Source organism: Pseudomonas sp. SCA2728.1_7, from assembly GCF_018138145.1.
Classification (GTDB): domain Bacteria; phylum Pseudomonadota; class Gammaproteobacteria; order Pseudomonadales; family Pseudomonadaceae; genus Aquipseudomonas; species Aquipseudomonas koreensis_A.
In genome coordinates this window covers 461,025-477,634 of record NZ_CP073104.1, presented here as the reverse complement: position 1 = coordinate 477,634, position 16,610 = coordinate 461,025, and the positions used below count along the sequence as shown (strand labels likewise).

The following is a 16,610-nucleotide window of genomic DNA, read 5'->3' as shown; positions in this document are numbered from 1 at the left end:
TTAAAAAGTGGCTTGAAGGTTGAAGTGCAGGCGCGATTCCTGCTTCGAGGTGTTCGGCCCTTCGAGTAGTGGGTAGCCCCAGTCGAGGCTGCCGGACAGCCATTTGCTCAGGCTGGCGCGGGTGCCGAGGCCGACGCTGGCCAGGGCGTAATTGGCGTCCTGATCCGGCAGTTCGTCGCGCAGATACAGTTGCGCGCCTTCGGCAAAGGCATAGAAGCGCCAGTCCTGCATCCACGTGCCGGCGTACTTGGCCAGCGATGGCGTGCGCAGTTCCTGGCTGAGCAGCACGCCGTCATCACCAGTGCGTTCGGCGGCCAGATAGCCGCGCACCGAGGTCGCGCCGCCGGCGGAGAATTGTTCGTTGGAAACCAGTGGCCCCGAGGCGAGTTGGAATGCGGCTTTGCTTGCGCTCTGCCAGTCGCTGTCGAAGGTCCAGGTGTAATTCGTATCGCCCTTGAGTACGGCGAAGCTCGGTTTGGCGCGGTAGCGTTTGTAGTCGAAGTCTTCGTCGGAACTGCCGTAACCGAAAATGCTGCGAGTGGCGGCGACCAGGCTCAGGCCGAGGCCGAGCTGGCTCTTCTCGGTGTAGCGATAGCCGTTGTAGGCGAAGGTAAACGGCGCGTATTGCAACGGGACTTTGTCGCTCTCGCCAGACAGGGTCAGGCGTTCGTCGAAGTCCTTGAAGTCGATGCCGGCGGACAGCGAGTTCGACCAGTTGCCGCTCGATGGCAACGTGTAAATCGCCGAGACACCATAGGAATGGCCCTTGCCGAGTACGTTGCTGCCACCGATGGTGGCGACGTTGCTGTCGGACTGGTAACCGGAGAACTGCACGCTCCAGCGCTCGGTCAGCGGCGCGGTGTACGAACCCGACCAGACTTTGGCGTTGTCGGTCTCTTGCGGTGCGGTAAAGAACGTCAGGTTGACGCTGTGGCCGAGTTGCCAAAGGTTGTTGTAGCCGAGGCTGGTGACGGCGCGCAGCTTTTCGGTGTCGGCGCTGTAGTCGTTGTTGAGGCCGACGCTGGCGGTCCACGGGTTTTGATCTTCGACCTGCAAATCGACGTCCATGGTGCCGGGGCGCTGACCTTCGCGCACCAGCGGCATCACCTGTCGGCCCGGGGTTTTGTTCAGCTGTGCCAGTTCGCCCTGGACCTTGGCAAAGTCCGGCACCTCGCCTTCTTTCAGCGCCGGAACGTCGTCGCGGATGTCCAGCGGCGAATAGTGTTTGGCGCCGACCACACGCACCCGGCCGACCTTGGTTTCGCTGACTTTCAGGTAGACGATGCCGTCGGCCACCGCTTGCTCCGGCAGCTCGACGAACACTGACTGATAGCCACGTTGCTGATAGGCCTTTTGCAACGCGTCCCGAGCACCTTCGATATCCGTGAGGGCTTTTTGCGGACCGAGAAACGGGTACACCGCCTCTTCGATCGCCCGCGCATCGAGCACGGTGTTGCCGCGCACGAAGTATTCGTTGACGTCGACCAGACGCTGCGCTGCTGCGTTTTGCGCAGCCTCTTCGGCCAACGCCGGCTGCGCGCCCGCCGTCACCAGCAGCCAGCCCCACAGCGCCAGCCGTGACTTGAAAATCGGTTCCACACTACCCCCTGAATTCGCGATGACCTGTTGGCGTTTCGAACGCCGCGTGTATGGCGTCAATTGCTGGCTGTCGAGGCGCAGGCGTGTTTGCCCAGCCACGTGTGCAAAAGCGCGAAGTTCAGCGAGAACTCGGGCATTTGCAGCAACGCGCCGCAGAACACTTCGCCAATGATTTTTTGAATGAGCAGCACCGCACGGGGCTCGTTGAGCAACGTGGCGATGTCGCGACTGAGGGCGTTGAAGCTCCAGACCTTCTGGTTCAGGCCGAGACCGACGAACCAGCGGAACAGCAGGTTGTAATTGAGCTGTTCGTAAAGCTGCTGCTCGCTGGGCACCGAATACAGCAGTTGCAGAAGCAGGATGTGCATCACGGTTTGCGCGGGGATCAGCATGCCGGGTTCGGCATTGAGGTCGTGCAGGAGCTCGCGGTGGGCGTCGAGCAAATCGTCGATCTGCGGGCGCAGCAACACCAGCGAATGGCCCGGCGGAATGTAGCTGGAAACCTCTTTCAAGGCGCCCTGCCAGTCATCCTGCGAGACGATCCAGACCCACGGCGCGCCGTAGCGATACACCGAAACCGGCTTCTTGCGCGCGGCTTCGACGATCTTCGACAGGCGTTGATCGAGTTCCTGCATGCCCACTTTCGAGTAGCGTTCCATAGTCCCCATTGCCTCACTCCCGGCGTCCCGCCTCGGCTTGTGAAAAGCGCCCCGTTGGGCCCCTCAAGCGCGTTACATAGGCATGACCGGACTGGCGATGTGCTACCGAACTTTTGTCATAAAAGCTTCATTACGGCGTATGGGTGTACACACATCCAATGTAGGAGTGAGCCTGCTCGCGATAGCGGTGTGTCAGCCAAATAAATATCAACTGACAGGGCGCTATCGCGAGCAGGCTCACTCCTACAGGGGATTTGTGGTGATTTGGGGTCAGGTGTAGACGGGCCAGGTGTCGACGATTTTGCCATTACGCACGGCCAGCAGATCGCCGAATTGCAGAAGCACGGCTTCAGTCTGGGCCGGGCGCAGGAAAACCTGATCTTCCACCGTCAGCCCCACGGCGTTGGAGCCATTGACCATCTCTTGATTGGAGCTGCGTCCGTAGACGCTGTTGCTCTGTAAACCCTTCGGCGATTCGAACTCGGCCATCCAGTTACCGCCATAGATGAAGAAGGTCTGACGTTGATTCTGATCCCACCACGAGAACAACTTCGACTTGTCATCCAGCGCCGGGATGTTCACCGCGCCGGTGCTCTTCAATACCGGCGTAGCGATGTAAGTCGCGGGCACATGCTCGGCCAGCGATGGCAAATCATAGTGCGTCGGTTTGAGCATCGCCGTGCCCACCGAAACTTCAGTGCTGAGCTTTTCGTTTTCGTGAATGCGATAACTCGGACTGCCGGCGGTGTTCAGGCACAACCCGTCGTGCCACAACCCCGGGAACTGCTGCCGGGTGAAATCGACGCAGTTCTGATAAATCACCATGACCTTGGCGAACAGTTCTTCCGGTGAACCGAGAATCCCCGGCACGCCCATGCCCACGAACGGGTCGTAACCCATGAATCCGGCGAATTCCAGATGTTGGGGGTTGGCGCTGATCAGCGTGAGCATCTGCCCAAGGACATTCACATCACTGACGCCGCCGCGATGCAGGCCGACGTCCAGTTCGATGTTGATGCGCATGCGCGTGCCCAAACCCTGCGCCAAGGCCAGGTATTGCTGCAAACGTTCGGGACCGTCGAGCAGCCATTGCAGTTGCTTCGCGGGATCAAACGGGCCTTTGTGGGATTTATAAAACAGCTCTGCCGAGCGTACTGGCAATGGTTTGCCGAGCAAAATATCCGAGTGCGGAAACACCTGCGCATCGTGATTGAGAAACGGCTGATGGAACGACATCAATTTTTGCGTCCCGGCACGTTGCGCGATGTAGCTCAACAGTCCCGGCGATGGCAGCGACTTCTCCACCAAACGCAATTGCTTGCCACCGCGTTTGACCGATTGCATCACCACATCGATGTTGTGATCGAGCCGATCCAGGTCGATGAGCAGCACCGGGCGCATTGGTCCGTGGTCCTTCAATTCTTTGTTCAGTGCACGGAAATAGTCGCTGTACGGCGCGCCGTGATCCCCCGGGCGCAACCACGCGCCAACACCGACCAAGAGAGCGCCGACACCCAACGTACCGAGAAGAAAGTTACGTCGATTGACCGCCATCAGCTCACCCCCAAAATCGACGACAAATGCGCATTGAGAAACCGCCCGCTCGGATCCAGCGCCTGGCGCACGTCGACAAATTCGCGCCAGCGCGGATACAGCGGTTGCAGGGTTCGCGCATTCAACGTGTGCAACTTGCCCCAATGCGGCCGGCCGTTGTACTTCCAGAAAATCGGCTCGACCGCTGCGAAGAAGTTGTGATGATCCATCTGATAATGCTGGTGCACCGAGATCGAACAGCTGTCGCGGCCCTCGAACATGCTCAGCGGGATATCGTCAGCCTTGACGTAGCGGTACTCGATGGGAAACCAGGTGCGCAGATCCTTGTCCTGAATCAGCTTGAGAATCTCGCGCAGGCACGCTGGGCCGTGTTCCGCCGGGACCGAATATTCCATTTCGTTGAAGCGCACCGTGCGCACGTTGGCGTAGATGTCGAAAGAGTCGCCGACGCGGTCATCGAAGCTCGCCAGATGACGCAGGCTATTTAGCAGCGTGCGGCGCAGGTCAGGGAAGTCGCTACCGTATTTGTCGATCTTCTCGATCAGGGTGACGAACTCGTTGCCACCCTCCTCTTCGGGCGGAATCGGTGGTGTGGCCGGGTCATCGGTTTCGTTGAGGGCGATGGACAAGGCGTAGTCGGAATGGGTGACGACGAGCATTTCCCAGTGCTGGTTTTCGCGGGTGTTCTTTTCGAGGTCTTCCAGCAGCTCTTCGGTCTTGGCGATCCATTGGCGCTCTCGCAAGCGGTATGCCGGACGGTTTTGCAGGCGGATTTTGGTGGCTACGCCGAGCGCACCGAGGGAGACGCGTGCGGCGTTGAACACTTCGGGATGGCGTTGGCTGTCGCAATCGAGTACTTCGCCATTGGCCGTCACCAGTTGCAGGCCGCAGACGTGTGCCGAGTAGGACTGGAAGTTTTTGCCGGTGCCGTGGGTGGAGGTCGAAATGGCTCCGGCGAGGGTCTGGTAGTCGATGTCGGCCATGTTCTGCAGGGCCTGGCCGATGTCTTTCAGCGGCTGGCCCATGCGTGACATCGGTGTGCCGGCAGCGAATTCGGCTTGCAGGGTTTTCGCATCGTGGTCGAGCAGACCATTGAAATAGCTCAGCGACAACAGCGTGCCATCGGTGGGCACCAGCGCGCTGAAGGAATGCGCCGAACCGACCGGGCGGATCTTGCCTTGCGCCTGCTGGATAGCGGCCACCAGCTCATCAAGATTCTTCGGCGCCAGTCGCGCCGCCGGCAGGCAACTCTGCCCGCCCGACCAGTTGCGCCACGGAATCAAACGCGGCGCACGCATCAATTGGCCCAGTGCCGGGTGGCTCGCCAACGCGCTGAACGCGCCAACGATACTTGCCCGTTGCAACAACTGACGCCGTGTCAGATCCATGGTCATGCCGGGCACCTTATTCTGGGAGCGGCTGGTCGGCCATGAAGCCGATCAGTTGCAGGAATTGTTCTTCGCTGCACTCGACGCACTGGCCCATCGGCGGCATGCCGTTGTAGCCGTTGATGGCGTGGTCGAGCAGCGTGTCGGCGCCCTGCCGGATGCGCGGTTCCCAGGCTTTGCGGTCACCGGTCAGTGGTGCGTTGGCGGCCGGGTTGGCGTGGCAGAGCTGGCAGCTGTTGGCGTAGATCTGCGCCAGTGCCGAGTCTTTGGGCATGGCGTTATGATCGGTGGTGGCAGGGGGTTTGGGGTCTTCGCCGCAGCCATGCAGCGCCATGGCCAACGCCAGCAGTAGAGTGAGTCGGATTGCCCGCATAACGGCCTCGCTTATTGTTGTGCTCACACCTTAAGGCAGGGTTTGCAGCAGGTTGAGGGCATTGCGGGACAGCGAGGGGGGCAAACGGGGCCAGTTGGGGTTCACAAGCGGGGCTAAAGAGGTCTAGGCTTGAAACACAATTCCAAGACATACCCTTCTTTCAATGTGGGAGCGAGCCTGCTCGCGAAAGCGCCGTGTCAGTCTCCGAAGTTTGACTGATGAACCGCTTTCGCGAGCAGGCTCGCTCCCACAGGTTTCTGTTTTCAACCTGCATACGATTTCCAATCACGGGGTAGCGACATGACCACAACAAACATCCTTGGCAACCTGTTCCCTTCTGTCAGCGACATCCCGGAAAAATACCGCCTCGACGCTCAGGTCGAGCAGCGCGAATACCTGGTCGACGGCCAGTTGCGCCGCTGGGACGGCCCGCTCGCCACCGTGCGCAGCCCGGTCTATCTGAAAGGTGACAACGGCGACGAACAAGTGATCCTCGGCAGCACGCCGCTGCTCGACGCCGACACCGCCCTCACCGCCCTCGACGCCGCCGTCCGCGCCTACGACCGTGGCCAGGGCCTGTGGCCGACTATGCGCGTGGCCGAACGCATTCAGCACGTCGAAGCCTTCCTCGGCCGCATGCGCCAACAGCGCGACGCGGTGGTGAAGCTGCTGATGTGGGAAATCGGCAAGAACCTCAAGGACTCGGAAAAAGAGTTCGACCGCACCTGCGACTACATCGTCGACACCATCAACGCGCTCAAGGAACTCGACCGCCGCTCCAGCCGTTTCGAGCTGGAGCAGGACACCCTCGGCCAGATCCGCCGCGTGCCGCTCGGCGTAGCGCTGTGCATGGGACCTTACAACTACCCGCTGAACGAGACCTTCACCACGCTGATTCCGGCGCTGATCATGGGTAACACCGTGGTGTTCAAACCGGCCAAGCTCGGTGTGTTGCTGATCCGTCCGTTGCTCGAAGCGTTCCGCGACAGCTTCCCCACCGGCGTGATCAACGTGATCTACGGCAGCGGCCGGGAAACCGTCAGCGCGCTGATGGCCAGCGGCAAGATCGACATTTTCGCCTTCATCGGCACCAACAAGGCCGCCAGCGACCTGAAGAAACTGCACCCGAAACCTCACCGTTTGCGCGCCGCACTGGGCCTGGATGCGAAAAACCCGGGCATCGTTTTGCCGGAAGTCGATCTCGACAACGCGGTCAGCGAGGCCGTGACCGGTTCACTTTCGTTCAATGGTCAGCGCTGCACCGCACTGAAAATCCTCTTCGTGCATGAAGACGTGGTCGACAGCTTCATCGAGAAATTCAACGCCAAACTGGCCACGCTGAAGCCGGGCATGCCGTGGGACAGCGGTGTTTCGCTGACGCCGCTGCCGGAATCAGGCAAGGTCGATTACCTGCATGGTCTGGTGGCGGATGCGCGCGCCAAGGGTGCCGAAGTGGTCAATCCCAATGGTGGCGAATCCCGCGAATCGTTCTTCTACCCGGCGGTGCTGTACCCGGTGAACCCGCAAATGCGCGTCTATCAGGAGGAGCAGTTCGGCCCGGTGGTGCCGATCGTGCCGTACCGTCATCTCGATACCGTGATCGACTATGTACTGGAGTCGGATTTCGGCCAGCAATTGAGCATCTTCGGCACCAACCCGGTGGCGGTCGGCCGTCTGGTTGACACCTTTGCCAACCAGGTCGGGCGGATCAACCTCAACGCGCAATGCCAGCGCGGCCCGGATACTTACCCGTTCAACGGCCGCAAGAATTCGGCGGAAGGTACGCTCTCGGTGCACGATGCGTTGCGGGTGTTCTCGATCCGTACGCTGGTGGCGACCAAGTTCCAGGACAGCAACAAGGACCTGATCAGCGAAATCATTCGCGGGCGTGATTCGAGCTTCCTGACCACCGATTACATCTTCTGATCGACTGTCAGCGGGATCGTGACCAAACAAAAAGGCGACGGCATCCGCTTCTGATCCAAAGTCGTCAAGCGCCCGGCAAATCAGTGTCTACACTGATGCCAGCACTGTGCTGGATGCCGGGAGCTTGACCATGCTGGATTACTTTGCGCTAGGGATTTTGGTGTTTGCCGGGCTTGTACTGTTTTACGGGATCATCGTGTTGCACGACATTCCCTATGAGATTGCTGTTCATCGTAAACACCCGCATCAGGATGCGATCCATGCCACTGGCTGGGTCAGTCTGTTCACATTGCATGCGCTCTGGCCTTTCCTGTGGATCTGGGCGATGGCCTATCGAGAAGATCGCGGCTGGGGGTTCGGTGACGGCAAATCTGTGCAAAACCATGTGGTTCACCTGGAGCAACAGGTGGTCGAACTGCAAGGTCGCATCGAACGACTCGAAGCACTGAGCGCCCCCGCCCCCCACAACAGGGAGGGCTGAACGCCATGGACCTGCTGCTTATCCTGACTTACGCCGCGTTCTGCGTCGCAGTATTCAAGATCTTCCGTATCCCGCTGAACAAATGGACGGTACCCACCGCCGTACTGGGCGGCATCCTGCTGATCGGCGCCTTGATTTTCACCATGAACTACAACCATCCCTACTCCGAGGTGGCGCGCACTTACTTCGTGTCTGTGCCGGTGATTCCAATCGTCAGCGGCCAGGTGATCGACGTGCCGGTGAAGGGTAACGAGCCGCTGGAAAAAGGCGATGTGCTGTTTCGCATCGACCCCACGCCTTTTGAAAACCGCTTGAAATCGCTAAAAGCACAACTGGTCGCCGCCAAGGGTGATCGCTATCGCATCACCGAACTGATCCGGCGCAACTTCGGCACCCAGCGTGAACTGGATGCCGCCATCGCCCGCACCGACGACCTGCAAGCGCAACTCGACAACGCCCAGTTCGAGCTGGACAACACCACCGTCCGCGCGCCGAGCAAAGGTTTCGTCACTCACGTGTCCTTGCGACCGGGGATGATGGCGAGCAAGTTGCCATTGCGCCCGTCGATGGTGTTCATTCCCGAGGAAGGCCAATACTTTGCCGCGTGGATGCGCCAGAACAGCCTGCTGCGTTTGACTGTCGGCGACGAGGCGGAAGTCGCGTTCGATGGCATTCCTGGCAAGGTGTTCGCCGGTCGGGTGAAGAATGTCATCGGGGTGATTGCCGAAGGCCAGGTGCAGCCTTCCGGCACACTGATCGGCTATACCGGTTCGCCACCAGCCGGGCGCGTGCCGGTGATCATTGAGATCACCGATCCGGACTTCGCCCAGTACAGCAAATTGATGCCGGGTGGTGCCTACGGACAGGCGGCGTTGTACAGCCAACACTTCCACCACATTGGCACGATGCGCAAAATCCTCCTGCGTATGGCAGCATGGATGAATTACATTTTCCCTTTCCATTGACCTGAAGCCCAATCACGAGAGGCCCGCACTGAGTACTTACAGCACCCATCGACTTCCGCCCTTGCTGCGCCGTGTCCTGCGTCCGTTGCTTGATCCTTATCGACGTTACCGGCACGCGCGGCTGATTCATGCGGTGCGCGTGGCCCTCGGCTTGCTGGCGACGATCCTGCTGACCACCGGCATCAACTTGCCTCACGGCGAATGGGCCTCGGTGACCATGCTGGTGGTGATCGGTGGTTTGCAGCACCACGGCAACATCGGCAAAAAAGCTGCCGAACGCGCCACCGGTACCTTGATCGGTGCCGGCGTCGGATTGCTGCTGGTGGCGCAGCAGGCATGGCTTGGCATGCCGTGGTTGACGTATTTTGCGATGGCGGTGGTCTGCGGTTTCTTCTCCTATCACGCCATCGGCAAGGGTGGCTACACCGCCCTGCTTTCGGCGATTACCGTGTTCATCGTCGCCGGGCATGGCGACAATCCGATCACCGACGGTTTGTGGCGCGGGGTCGACATCCTCATCGGTATCGCCCTCGCTCTGGCCTTCTCTTTCGCCCTGCCGCTCTACGCGGTGTATTCGTGGCGCTACAACCTCGCCGATGCCCTGCGTGATTGCGCCACGGTGTATGGACGCATCATCAGCGGCCAACCGGTCAGCGCCGACGAGCATTTGAAGTTGATGGGACGACTCGGCGCGGTGATGGTGCAATTGCGCTCGCTGATGCCGTCGGTGTCCAAGGAAGTGAAGATTTCCATGACCGAACTCGATGCGATTCAGCGCAACCTGCGCATGTGCATCAGCACATTGGAGATCCTTGGCAACACGCGACCGGATGCCAACGATCCAGAAGCCATGGCGCATTTGCAATCAGCGCTGAAGGCCGAGCACCGGCAGATTCGCGTGCAACTGATCGGCATGGCCCGAGCGTTGAAAACCGGCGCTTCGCAACGCCTGGACAAGCCGATCGAGTTGCCGGAAGCCAACCTCGATGCGCCGGTTTACAGCCCGCTGGATGGCTACCGACTGTTGACCCGGCAACTGGCGGCGAACATCGGCGAGATGCGCCAGCGCTTGGCGAAAACCGCAACGCACTGGAACATCTGAGGGTTACTGCGCAGCCAGCCGCCGGCGCTTCAGGCCCCAGCCCTGTTGCATACCGGCGGCGGCCAGCAGGATTGCCGCCACGCCGAGCCATTGCAGGGTTTCCAGGCGATGGCCGAACGCGAACCAGTCGACGAAGATCGCCGCAATCGGGTAGATGAATGACAGCGCGCCGGTCAATGCGGTCGGCAACTTCTGGATCGCGCCGTACAGCAGCACATACATCAAACCGGTGTGAACGATGCCCAAGGTGACCAGACTGGCCCAGGCACTCGGTGCTTGCGGCAGCGCACTGAAATGCGCGAACGGCGCCAGCAGCAAAATCCCGGTGCAGACCTGAATCAGCGCAATAAGATGCGGCGGCGTGCCGGTCAGGCGCTTGATGATCAGTGCGGCAATGGCATAGAGAAACGCCGCACCCAAGGCCAATGCAATGCCCATCAGATAGTCGTTGCCGCTCTCACCCTGAGTGCCATGGGCGCTGACGATCGCCAACATCCCCATAAACGAAATCGCCAGCCAGAACAGCTTTTGCAGAGTGATTTTTTCGCCCAGAAACAGCGCTGCCAAACCGACCAGCATGAACGGCTGCACGTTGTACACCGCTGTGCCGATGGCGATCGATGCGCGGGAATAGGAGGCAAACAACAGCACCCAGTTACCGACAATCGCCACCCCGCTCAACACCGCGAGCAGGAACGTGGTGCGGGTCAGGATACCCGGGCGCAGAAAGCCGAAAGCGGCACAGATCAACAACAAGGTGCCGGCACCGAAAACGCAGCGCCAGAACACCACGTCCAGCACCGGTTGCCCGGAGACCAGCACGAACCAGCCAATCGTCCCGGATATCAGCATGGCGGCGGTCATTTCAAATGAGCCGCGACGGATTGTGTTGTCCATCATCTATCTCCAGAGTTTGTGTGAAAAGTATGCCAAGCGAACATCCTGTCACTCCAGAGCAAAAGGCAGGCTAAACTGCTGATCTGCCTTTTTTATCAAGGGTGATTATTTGAAATCACCTAATTCTGGAGTTACGCCATGACCGACGATATCGACCAGATTCTTATCAGCGCCCTCATGGAAGATTCTCGGCGTTCACTCAAAGCACTGGCGCAGATCAGCGGATTGTCTTCACCGAGCGTGGCCGAGCGTTTACGCCGACTGGAGGAGCGCGGTGTGCTCAAGGGCTACACCGTCGAGATAGATCCGAAGTGCTTCGGTTATCAGTTGCAGGCAATCGTGCGGGTGCGGCCACTGCCAGGGCAGTTGCAGGAAGTCGAACGGCAGATTCAGGCAATTCCCGAATTCACCGAGTGCGACAAGGTCACCGGCGAGGACTGCTTTATCGCTCGCCTGCACGTGCGCTCGATGGAACAACTGGACACCCTGCTCGACCGACTCAATACCTTGGCCGAAACCAACACTGCAATCGTCAAGAAGACGCCGGTGAAGCGTCGTTTGCCGCCGATGGCCTAAGTGCATTTGCTGCACGTTCAGCGTAGATTGAGGTTTTTCCGGCGAAGGATTGGCGGTATGAAAGTTCAGGCGGCAATGATGCTGATGGCATTAGTGTTGAGTGGTTGCGGGACAGTGCAAACGGTCATGCGCGACGACCAGGTCGCCGTGGACGATTTGAGATCGAACAAATCCTATTGCGGGGCGGTGCCGAGGATCTACAGCGGTGTGATGTATGACTTTTGTAGCCTGCATGCGCCGATAGACGAAGGTAACAAGTACAACGCCGCCCTGCCCGGCTGGGCGATTGATGCTGTGGCGTCCGGGGTGCTCGACACCTTGTTGTTGCCCTACACCATTTACAAACAACAGACTGACGGCAGCATCGTGATCAACTGAATAGTCCCGGGCACGAGCCAGAACCGCATTCCTGCAGACAACAAAAAACCCGCCGTAGCGGGTTTTTTGTTATTTCACAGCCAGTAATCAGTCGTCGCGGCTCATGATGCCGAAGATCTGCAACAAGCTGATGAACAGGTTGTAGATCGATACATACAGGCTGATGGTCGCCATGATGTAGTTGCGCTCGCCGCCGTGGATGATGGCGCTGGTCTGGAACAGGATGCACACCGACGAGAACAGCACGAAACCTGCGCTGATCGCCAGTTGCAGGCCGCTGATCTGGAAGAAGAAGCTCGCCAGCGTTGCACCCAGCAACACGAAGAAACCAGCGGTGATGAAACCACCGAGGAAGCTCATGTCCTTGCGGGTGATCAGCACGTAGGCTGACAGACCACCGAACACCAGCGCGGTCATCGCGAACGCCGAGCTGACCACTTCAGCGCCGCCCTGCATGCCCAGGTAACGGTTGAGGATCGGGCCGAGCAGGAAACCCATGAAACCGGTCAGCGCAAAAGCGGACACCAGGCCCCACGCGGAATCACGGAGTTTGTTGGTGAGGAAGAACAGCCCGTAGAAGCCGATCAGCACCACGAAAATATTCGGGTAGCCAACACGCATCTGCTGTGCGACGAAAGCCATGACGCCGCTGAATGCGAGGGTCAGAGCCAGTAGGCCGTAAGTGTTGCGCAGGACGCGGCTAACCTCTAGCTGCTCAGCCTGCACGCTGTTATTAACTGCGTAATCCTGTTCGCGCATGGCGACACTCCTGTTGGTTTGAAACGTTCAGTCGCAAAGATCATAACAGACGCTCTGTAACAAGCCATGCAGAGAGTTTGACAGTGTGTTTCATTCAGGTATTATGGCGCCCGCAACGCAACGGAGGTGTGGCCGAGTGGTTTAAGGCAACGGTCTTGAAAACCGTCGACTGTAACAGGTCCATGAGTTCGAATCCCATCGCCTCCGCCATCTTATGTACGACAAAGCCCTGATTATTCAGGGCTTTGTCGTTTCTGGGGTTAGAGATTTCCGCCGTGCTAGCTGAAGCGTTACAAAACTTTTTGGTCCGCGTTACAAAACTTTCTGCTTGTTCTCACTTCTCCGGCGTCCTGCCAAGCCTAAAACACCCTTCATGTAACCAGGTGCTACGCTGGGCTCTTTCACGGAGGAACGCCCAATGCCAAATTCTGACCTGCTCCCTTCCCTGCTATTCAAGATCAACGAAAACCAGCTCGCCCTCGAGGCCGCCATCATGGAGCTGTCCAACTGGGTTGAGCAGCGCGGATCGGCCGATGTCGCCGAGAACGTTCGCGGTGCACTTTGGGCAATCGACAAGAACGAAGAATTCATCAAGATGACGCTCGCGGTACTTATGGCTCCCGAATGACTGAAGTCTGTCAAGACCGTCGCACTCGCCCCTAGCCCCCCCATGCTGGGGACTGAAGAAACCTAATCTGTTGTTTTAAACGATAAAAGCCATTTTCTTTCATGGCAAAAACAACCGATTTTTGTGCTCGTGCGAGCGGAAACGTCCGGCGTCCGGCGTAGGTTTTGAGCAGAATCCGTCTGCAAAAGCGTCCTACAAAATCTAGACCTAGATATCCTCAAGATGGGATAGCATCAACTGCCATCACAAGGAGGCTGAACATGTCTTGGGTAAACATAGCGGGGATCGTTTCAAAGCAATTTAAGTGCGGTTTCTGCAACAACACGGTAGCGAGTTCAAGAGGCTATTACTCGTCAGAGAATCAACACATCTATGTTTGCAGCCATTGCTCAAATCCGACGTACTGGGGAAATGGAAAGCCTCAGCTCCCCGGAATTTTGCCTGGCAACAACGTTGCTCACCTCCCCCAAGACCTAGAATCTCTTTATGACGAGGCTAGACAATGCGCGGCTGCTGGTGCATTTACCGGCTCTGTACTTCTGTGTCGGAAATTGCTCATGAACATAGGGGTTTCTCAGGGGGCGGCCGAGGGAGAGGCGTTCATCAGTTACGTGAACTTTCTTGCGGATGCAGGCTATATACCGCCGAATGGGCGTGGATGGGTCGACCACATCAGAAAAAAAGGAAATGAAGCTACGCACGAGATTGCACTTATGACCCAGGATGACGCACACGAACTCCTAGCGTTTGCAGAAATGCTGATGAAATTTATTTATGAATTCCCCAGCAAGGTTCCCTCCGCTTAACCGTGACTTTTGTGGGGTGGGCAAAAACTGCCAAACTTGGCCTTGTTAGTTGCTTTAGCCAGCATCACAACTTAAAAAACGGAGTAAATATGCTTTCAGGAAAGATCAAGGCGACATTTGAGGTTCCGAGTCCAGATGACGCAGAAGCAGGATCGCGCCCTTTCATTCAACTCTACACGCTGGATCTTGTTGACGCAGCAATCGAGCATGGCGTTCCGGATGATTCGCCTTTGACAAATCTCCTGCATGCTGCAGGTGGAGAGCTAGATGTACAGGAGTTGCTTGAGAACCATGTCATGTCTTATGTGCCTAGCAGTCGACCAGCTGCTGCGGACGAAGTCGCTGAATGGCTCGAAGCATTAGCCGCGATGTTCCGGAGCAGCAGCGAGCACCTTTCCTTAGACTTGAAGCCTAGGGTTTCGCATGGACCACGACAGTAAACCCCAGACGTCGGCTCCGAGGATGTAGTAGCTGGCGTTTTTGGTCTGGGGGTTTTAAAGGGCTTCAGGGGGTATTCAGCCCCCTAAAACCCCCTCGAAAACGCAGGAATGGTACGAAAAGTGGAATAAAACCACGCCATCAATTAGCGCCCAGTAGACTGCCGGCCGCGACCTGAATAATCTTCGCCATCGGTCTAATCAGAGGCGCAGGTAATGGCATTCCCAGAAAGTATTTTTGTACCCTTAGGTGTCGTTTCGGCAGCGCTGATTGCAGGAGCAATCGCCTATGCGGGATTCATTTCGACAAAGGAATCAAAAGTCTCAGAGTTTAGGCAGAACTGGATCAACGGGCTTAGGGAAGAAATATCTTTATATATTTCGTGTATAGACTCATTGATTGAGCATATAACTAGAGATAGCTTAAAAACCAGTAAGCCACCGTCCAGCAGTCTGCTCTGCAAGCTCGACCATAGCGATCTTTATACGACTCTACTCAAAGCAAAAACAAGTATCGTACTTAGAATCAACGACAAAGAGAAAGAAAGAGAAGACTTCGAAAGAAATGAGAAATTTCTCATGCTAATTGAGCTAACCCATAAGAACTTCGAGGTCGGAAAATTTGACGAAGCTTACAAAGCCATACAAAACTTAACTTCAACATCAAGAGAGTTACTTAAGCATGAATGGAATCGCGCTAGAGATGGTGAAAAAAAGTACCAAGAGGCAAAGGCGATATCTCAATGGGCCATGGGAACAGCTGGCGCATTTCTGATGGCGATTTTAATGGCAGTTGCATATGAGTCCCTCTCTTTCGCACTATCGACCACAATTAAATTTACTGAGTCCGCTCAAATATCCTGTGAAAAGTGAAATTCCGGCTTTACATCTGATCATCGCCTGATCTCTCGCACATATGCCTGGCACGCCTGCAACGCGATCATTCCACGGTCGCCTTCATCGGTAATGGCGACAATTCGTTGAGCATGCGCCGGGTCAAGTCGGGCTCGTACGGCTGCATGATCCACGCCGCCGGTGCCGGTGGCTTTTGACACGTCACAGCCACTGGCTGAATCCGCGTCGATGAGGACTGACAGCCGGAGATCAGCAGTGGCAAGGCGATCAGACAAGTGTTGCTGAGCTTTTTGCGCATCGGAAAGTTTCCTGTAGTGGCTTTCATCGTTGACTTTCAAGCGCCCTTCCAGAGCCAGGCGCTTGTCCTGCTCGATCACCAGCGCGCCCACCATCGCCTCGGCAGCTACCTTGGCCACGTCGGCGGACTGGCGCGCCTGCTCAGCCAGCGCGTTACCGTAACGCCAATCCTGAATCACCCAACTGCCGGTAGCGCCGGCGCCGGCGATCGACAGCAGTACCAGGGCAATCGCCCACGGACGCAACGGCGCCGGAATCAGATCGAGGATTGACATAACACCGCCTTGGCCTTGGCCCACAGATCGCGGCGATCGGCCAGACCGGCGCTGGCCACGTTGATTTTCCGGGTGATGCCGTCGAACAACCCCGCGTCGGCCAGATCGTTAAGGCCTCGATCCCACCAGTACCAGGCCGCCGACAGCGCGGCATATTCCGGCTGCTCCAGCAGCTCGGGCCGATCGAGCAACGGCAAGCCGAGCGCCTTGCCGCACAGGCGGTAGTTGTCGCGGCCGGTGATCTGGATCAGGCCGCGCCCGCGATAGCGGTAGCCATCGCCCGAGGCCTCGGGGCCGTTACCCATGCGAACGGCATAGACGCGGTTGGCCATCTTTTCCGAGTTGCGCAGGTAACCCCGCGCGTCCTCGATCTCGGCCGGATCCACCCGGCCGTTGCGGTTCAGGTCGAAACCGTACTTGAACAGCCGCGCGACCCGCTCGGCGTCCTTGTAGTAGAGGCTTTCCGACAACTTGGACAGGTGCTGCGACTCGTGCCCGCACTGCGCGATAAACGCCGCTTGGCGCGCTGGCGAGGTGATGCGGAACCGCGCCATGGCCGCCTCTAGCACGGACACAAAAACGCCCGCGACGGGGCGGGCGTTGGGGAGGATTTGCAGCAACTGCTGCTCAGTGATGGCCATACAAACTCCAGACA

The 16,610-nt window shown here is 58.0% G+C and carries 18 protein-coding genes, 1 tRNA gene and 1 pseudogene; 11 read left to right on the top strand and 9 right to left on the bottom strand.

Features of this window, described 5'->3' with window-relative positions; all coding sequences use genetic code 11:
- The 5 genes and pseudogenes from KBP52_RS02200 to KBP52_RS02180 all read right to left on the bottom strand — a co-directional run bounded on the left by KBP52_RS02200 (position 1) and on the right by KBP52_RS02180 (position 5,573).
- Positions 1-1,599 carry a ShlB/FhaC/HecB family hemolysin secretion/activation protein gene (locus KBP52_RS02200; protein ID WP_212621927.1) on the bottom strand — a complete coding sequence of 533 codons (1,599 nt, stop codon included), beginning with the start codon at positions 1,597-1,599 and terminating at the stop codon, positions 1-3.
- Positions 1,600-1,655: 56 nt separating this feature from the next.
- A pseudogene (locus tag KBP52_RS30645) lies at positions 1,656-1,985 on the bottom strand (transposase); the annotation flags it as partial.
- 543 nt (positions 1,986-2,528) lie between these two features.
- Entirely contained in the window at positions 2,529-3,737 is a 1,209-nt protein-coding gene (locus tag KBP52_RS02190; protein ID WP_212623087.1) for a DSD1 family PLP-dependent enzyme, read from the bottom strand.
- A gap of 74 nt (positions 3,738-3,811) precedes the next feature.
- Entirely contained in the window at positions 3,812-5,140 is a 1,329-nt protein-coding gene (locus KBP52_RS02185; RefSeq protein WP_212623086.1) for a D-arabinono-1,4-lactone oxidase, read from the bottom strand.
- Between the two features lie 76 nt (positions 5,141-5,216).
- Entirely contained in the window at positions 5,217-5,573 is a 357-nt protein-coding gene (locus KBP52_RS02180; protein WP_212621926.1) for a c-type cytochrome, read from the bottom strand.
- Positions 5,574-5,873: 300 nt separating this feature from the next.
- On the opposite strand from KBP52_RS02180, the gene KBP52_RS02175 reads away from it, so the two are divergent.
- The 4 genes from KBP52_RS02175 (at position 5,874) to KBP52_RS02160 (ending at position 10,047) form a co-directional block, all read left to right on the top strand.
- Positions 5,874-7,499 carry an NADP-dependent glyceraldehyde-3-phosphate dehydrogenase gene (locus KBP52_RS02175; protein WP_212621925.1) on the top strand — a complete coding sequence of 542 codons (1,626 nt, stop codon included), beginning with the start codon at positions 5,874-5,876 and terminating at the stop codon, positions 7,497-7,499.
- A 130-nt stretch (positions 7,500-7,629) separates the two neighbouring features.
- The gene (locus KBP52_RS02170; protein WP_077572666.1) at positions 7,630-7,980 is read left to right on the top strand and encodes a DUF3302 domain-containing protein; all 351 of its coding nucleotides are present in this window, start codon (positions 7,630-7,632) and stop codon (positions 7,978-7,980) included.
- Between the two features lie 5 nt (positions 7,981-7,985).
- A complete protein-coding gene (locus KBP52_RS02165) occupies positions 7,986-8,945 on the top strand; it encodes an HlyD family secretion protein (RefSeq protein WP_212621924.1) in 960 nt (319 codons plus the stop codon).
- A gap of 61 nt (positions 8,946-9,006) precedes the next feature.
- Positions 9,007-10,047: an FUSC family protein gene (locus tag KBP52_RS02160; protein ID WP_212621923.1), complete on the top strand. Its 1,041-nt coding sequence runs from the start codon at positions 9,007-9,009 to the stop codon at positions 10,045-10,047.
- A 3-nt stretch (positions 10,048-10,050) separates the two neighbouring features.
- Here the strand turns inward: KBP52_RS02160 and KBP52_RS02155 are convergent, their stop codons facing one another.
- Positions 10,051-10,944 (bottom strand): DMT family transporter, encoded by an 894-nt coding sequence (locus tag KBP52_RS02155; RefSeq protein ID WP_212621922.1) that lies wholly within the window; start codon positions 10,942-10,944, stop codon positions 10,051-10,053.
- Positions 10,945-11,082: 138 nt separating this feature from the next.
- Here KBP52_RS02155 and KBP52_RS02150 point away from each other — a divergent pair, with 138 nt between their 5' ends.
- On the top strand, positions 11,083-11,520 hold the full coding sequence (locus tag KBP52_RS02150) for an Lrp/AsnC family transcriptional regulator (RefSeq protein ID WP_116032466.1): 438 nt from the start codon (positions 11,083-11,085) through the stop codon (positions 11,518-11,520).
- 57 nt (positions 11,521-11,577) lie between these two features.
- On the top strand, positions 11,578-11,898 hold the full coding sequence (locus KBP52_RS02145) for a YceK/YidQ family lipoprotein (RefSeq protein ID WP_212621921.1): 321 nt from the start codon (positions 11,578-11,580) through the stop codon (positions 11,896-11,898).
- Between the two features lie 87 nt (positions 11,899-11,985).
- On the opposite strand, the gene KBP52_RS02140 is transcribed toward KBP52_RS02145, so the two are convergent.
- The gene (locus KBP52_RS02140) at positions 11,986-12,657 is read right to left on the bottom strand and encodes a Bax inhibitor-1/YccA family protein (protein ID WP_008081508.1); all 672 of its coding nucleotides are present in this window, start codon (positions 12,655-12,657) and stop codon (positions 11,986-11,988) included.
- A 122-nt stretch (positions 12,658-12,779) separates the two neighbouring features.
- On the opposite strand from KBP52_RS02140, the gene KBP52_RS02135 reads away from it, so the two are divergent.
- The 5 genes from KBP52_RS02135 to KBP52_RS02115 all read left to right on the top strand — a co-directional run bounded on the left by KBP52_RS02135 (position 12,780) and on the right by KBP52_RS02115 (position 15,401).
- Positions 12,780-12,867: transfer RNA gene (locus KBP52_RS02135), tRNA-Ser, on the top strand.
- A gap of 208 nt (positions 12,868-13,075) precedes the next feature.
- Complete coding sequence (locus tag KBP52_RS02130; RefSeq protein ID WP_212621920.1) at positions 13,076-13,285, top strand: hypothetical protein; 210 nt, start codon at positions 13,076-13,078, stop codon at positions 13,283-13,285.
- A gap of 260 nt (positions 13,286-13,545) precedes the next feature.
- Entirely contained in the window at positions 13,546-14,091 is a 546-nt protein-coding gene (locus KBP52_RS02125) for a DUF4145 domain-containing protein (RefSeq protein ID WP_212621919.1), read from the top strand.
- A gap of 89 nt (positions 14,092-14,180) precedes the next feature.
- Entirely contained in the window at positions 14,181-14,531 is a 351-nt protein-coding gene (locus tag KBP52_RS02120) for a hypothetical protein (RefSeq protein WP_212621918.1), read from the top strand.
- Positions 14,532-14,744: 213 nt separating this feature from the next.
- On the top strand, positions 14,745-15,401 hold the full coding sequence (locus tag KBP52_RS02115; RefSeq protein ID WP_212621917.1) for a hypothetical protein: 657 nt from the start codon (positions 14,745-14,747) through the stop codon (positions 15,399-15,401).
- A gap of 20 nt (positions 15,402-15,421) precedes the next feature.
- Here KBP52_RS02115 and KBP52_RS02110 read toward each other — a convergent pair whose 3' ends face one another.
- Both KBP52_RS02110 and KBP52_RS02105 read right to left on the bottom strand, forming a co-directional pair.
- A complete protein-coding gene (locus tag KBP52_RS02110; RefSeq protein ID WP_212621916.1) occupies positions 15,422-15,955 on the bottom strand; it encodes a lysis system i-spanin subunit Rz in 534 nt (177 codons plus the stop codon).
- Positions 15,937-16,596 (bottom strand): glycoside hydrolase family 19 protein, encoded by a 660-nt coding sequence (locus KBP52_RS02105; RefSeq protein WP_212623085.1) that lies wholly within the window; start codon positions 16,594-16,596, stop codon positions 15,937-15,939. Before KBP52_RS02105 ends, KBP52_RS02110 begins: the two co-directional genes overlap by 19 nt.
- Positions 16,597-16,610: the final 14 nt, after the last annotated feature.

Excerpts from the sequence above, each read along its gene's own strand:
- KBP52_RS02180 (WP_212621926.1), bottom strand. The coding sequence starts at position 5,573 with ATGCGGGCAATCCGACTCACTCTACTGCTGGCGTTGGCCATGGCGCTG.
- KBP52_RS02175 (WP_212621925.1), top strand. The coding sequence starts at position 5,874 with ATGACCACAACAAACATCCTTGGCAACCTGTTCCCTTCTGTCAGCGAC.
- KBP52_RS02170 (WP_077572666.1), top strand. The coding sequence starts at position 7,630 with ATGCTGGATTACTTTGCGCTAGGGATTTTGGTGTTTGCCGGGCTTGTA.
- KBP52_RS02165 (WP_212621924.1), top strand. The coding sequence starts at position 7,986 with ATGGACCTGCTGCTTATCCTGACTTACGCCGCGTTCTGCGTCGCAGTA.
- KBP52_RS02155 (WP_212621922.1), bottom strand. The coding sequence starts at position 10,944 with ATGGACAACACAATCCGTCGCGGCTCATTTGAAATGACCGCCGCCATG.
- KBP52_RS02150 (WP_116032466.1), top strand. The coding sequence starts at position 11,083 with ATGACCGACGATATCGACCAGATTCTTATCAGCGCCCTCATGGAAGAT.
- KBP52_RS02145 (WP_212621921.1), top strand. The coding sequence starts at position 11,578 with ATGAAAGTTCAGGCGGCAATGATGCTGATGGCATTAGTGTTGAGTGGT.
- KBP52_RS02140 (WP_008081508.1), bottom strand. The coding sequence starts at position 12,657 with ATGCGCGAACAGGATTACGCAGTTAATAACAGCGTGCAGGCTGAGCAG.
- KBP52_RS02130 (WP_212621920.1), top strand. The coding sequence starts at position 13,076 with ATGCCAAATTCTGACCTGCTCCCTTCCCTGCTATTCAAGATCAACGAA.
- KBP52_RS02125 (WP_212621919.1), top strand. The coding sequence starts at position 13,546 with ATGTCTTGGGTAAACATAGCGGGGATCGTTTCAAAGCAATTTAAGTGC.
- KBP52_RS02120 (WP_212621918.1), top strand. The coding sequence starts at position 14,181 with ATGCTTTCAGGAAAGATCAAGGCGACATTTGAGGTTCCGAGTCCAGAT.
- KBP52_RS02115 (WP_212621917.1), top strand. The coding sequence starts at position 14,745 with ATGGCATTCCCAGAAAGTATTTTTGTACCCTTAGGTGTCGTTTCGGCA.
- KBP52_RS02110 (WP_212621916.1), bottom strand. The coding sequence starts at position 15,955 with ATGTCAATCCTCGATCTGATTCCGGCGCCGTTGCGTCCGTGGGCGATT.
- KBP52_RS02105 (WP_212623085.1), bottom strand. The coding sequence starts at position 16,596 with ATGGCCATCACTGAGCAGCAGTTGCTGCAAATCCTCCCCAACGCCCGC.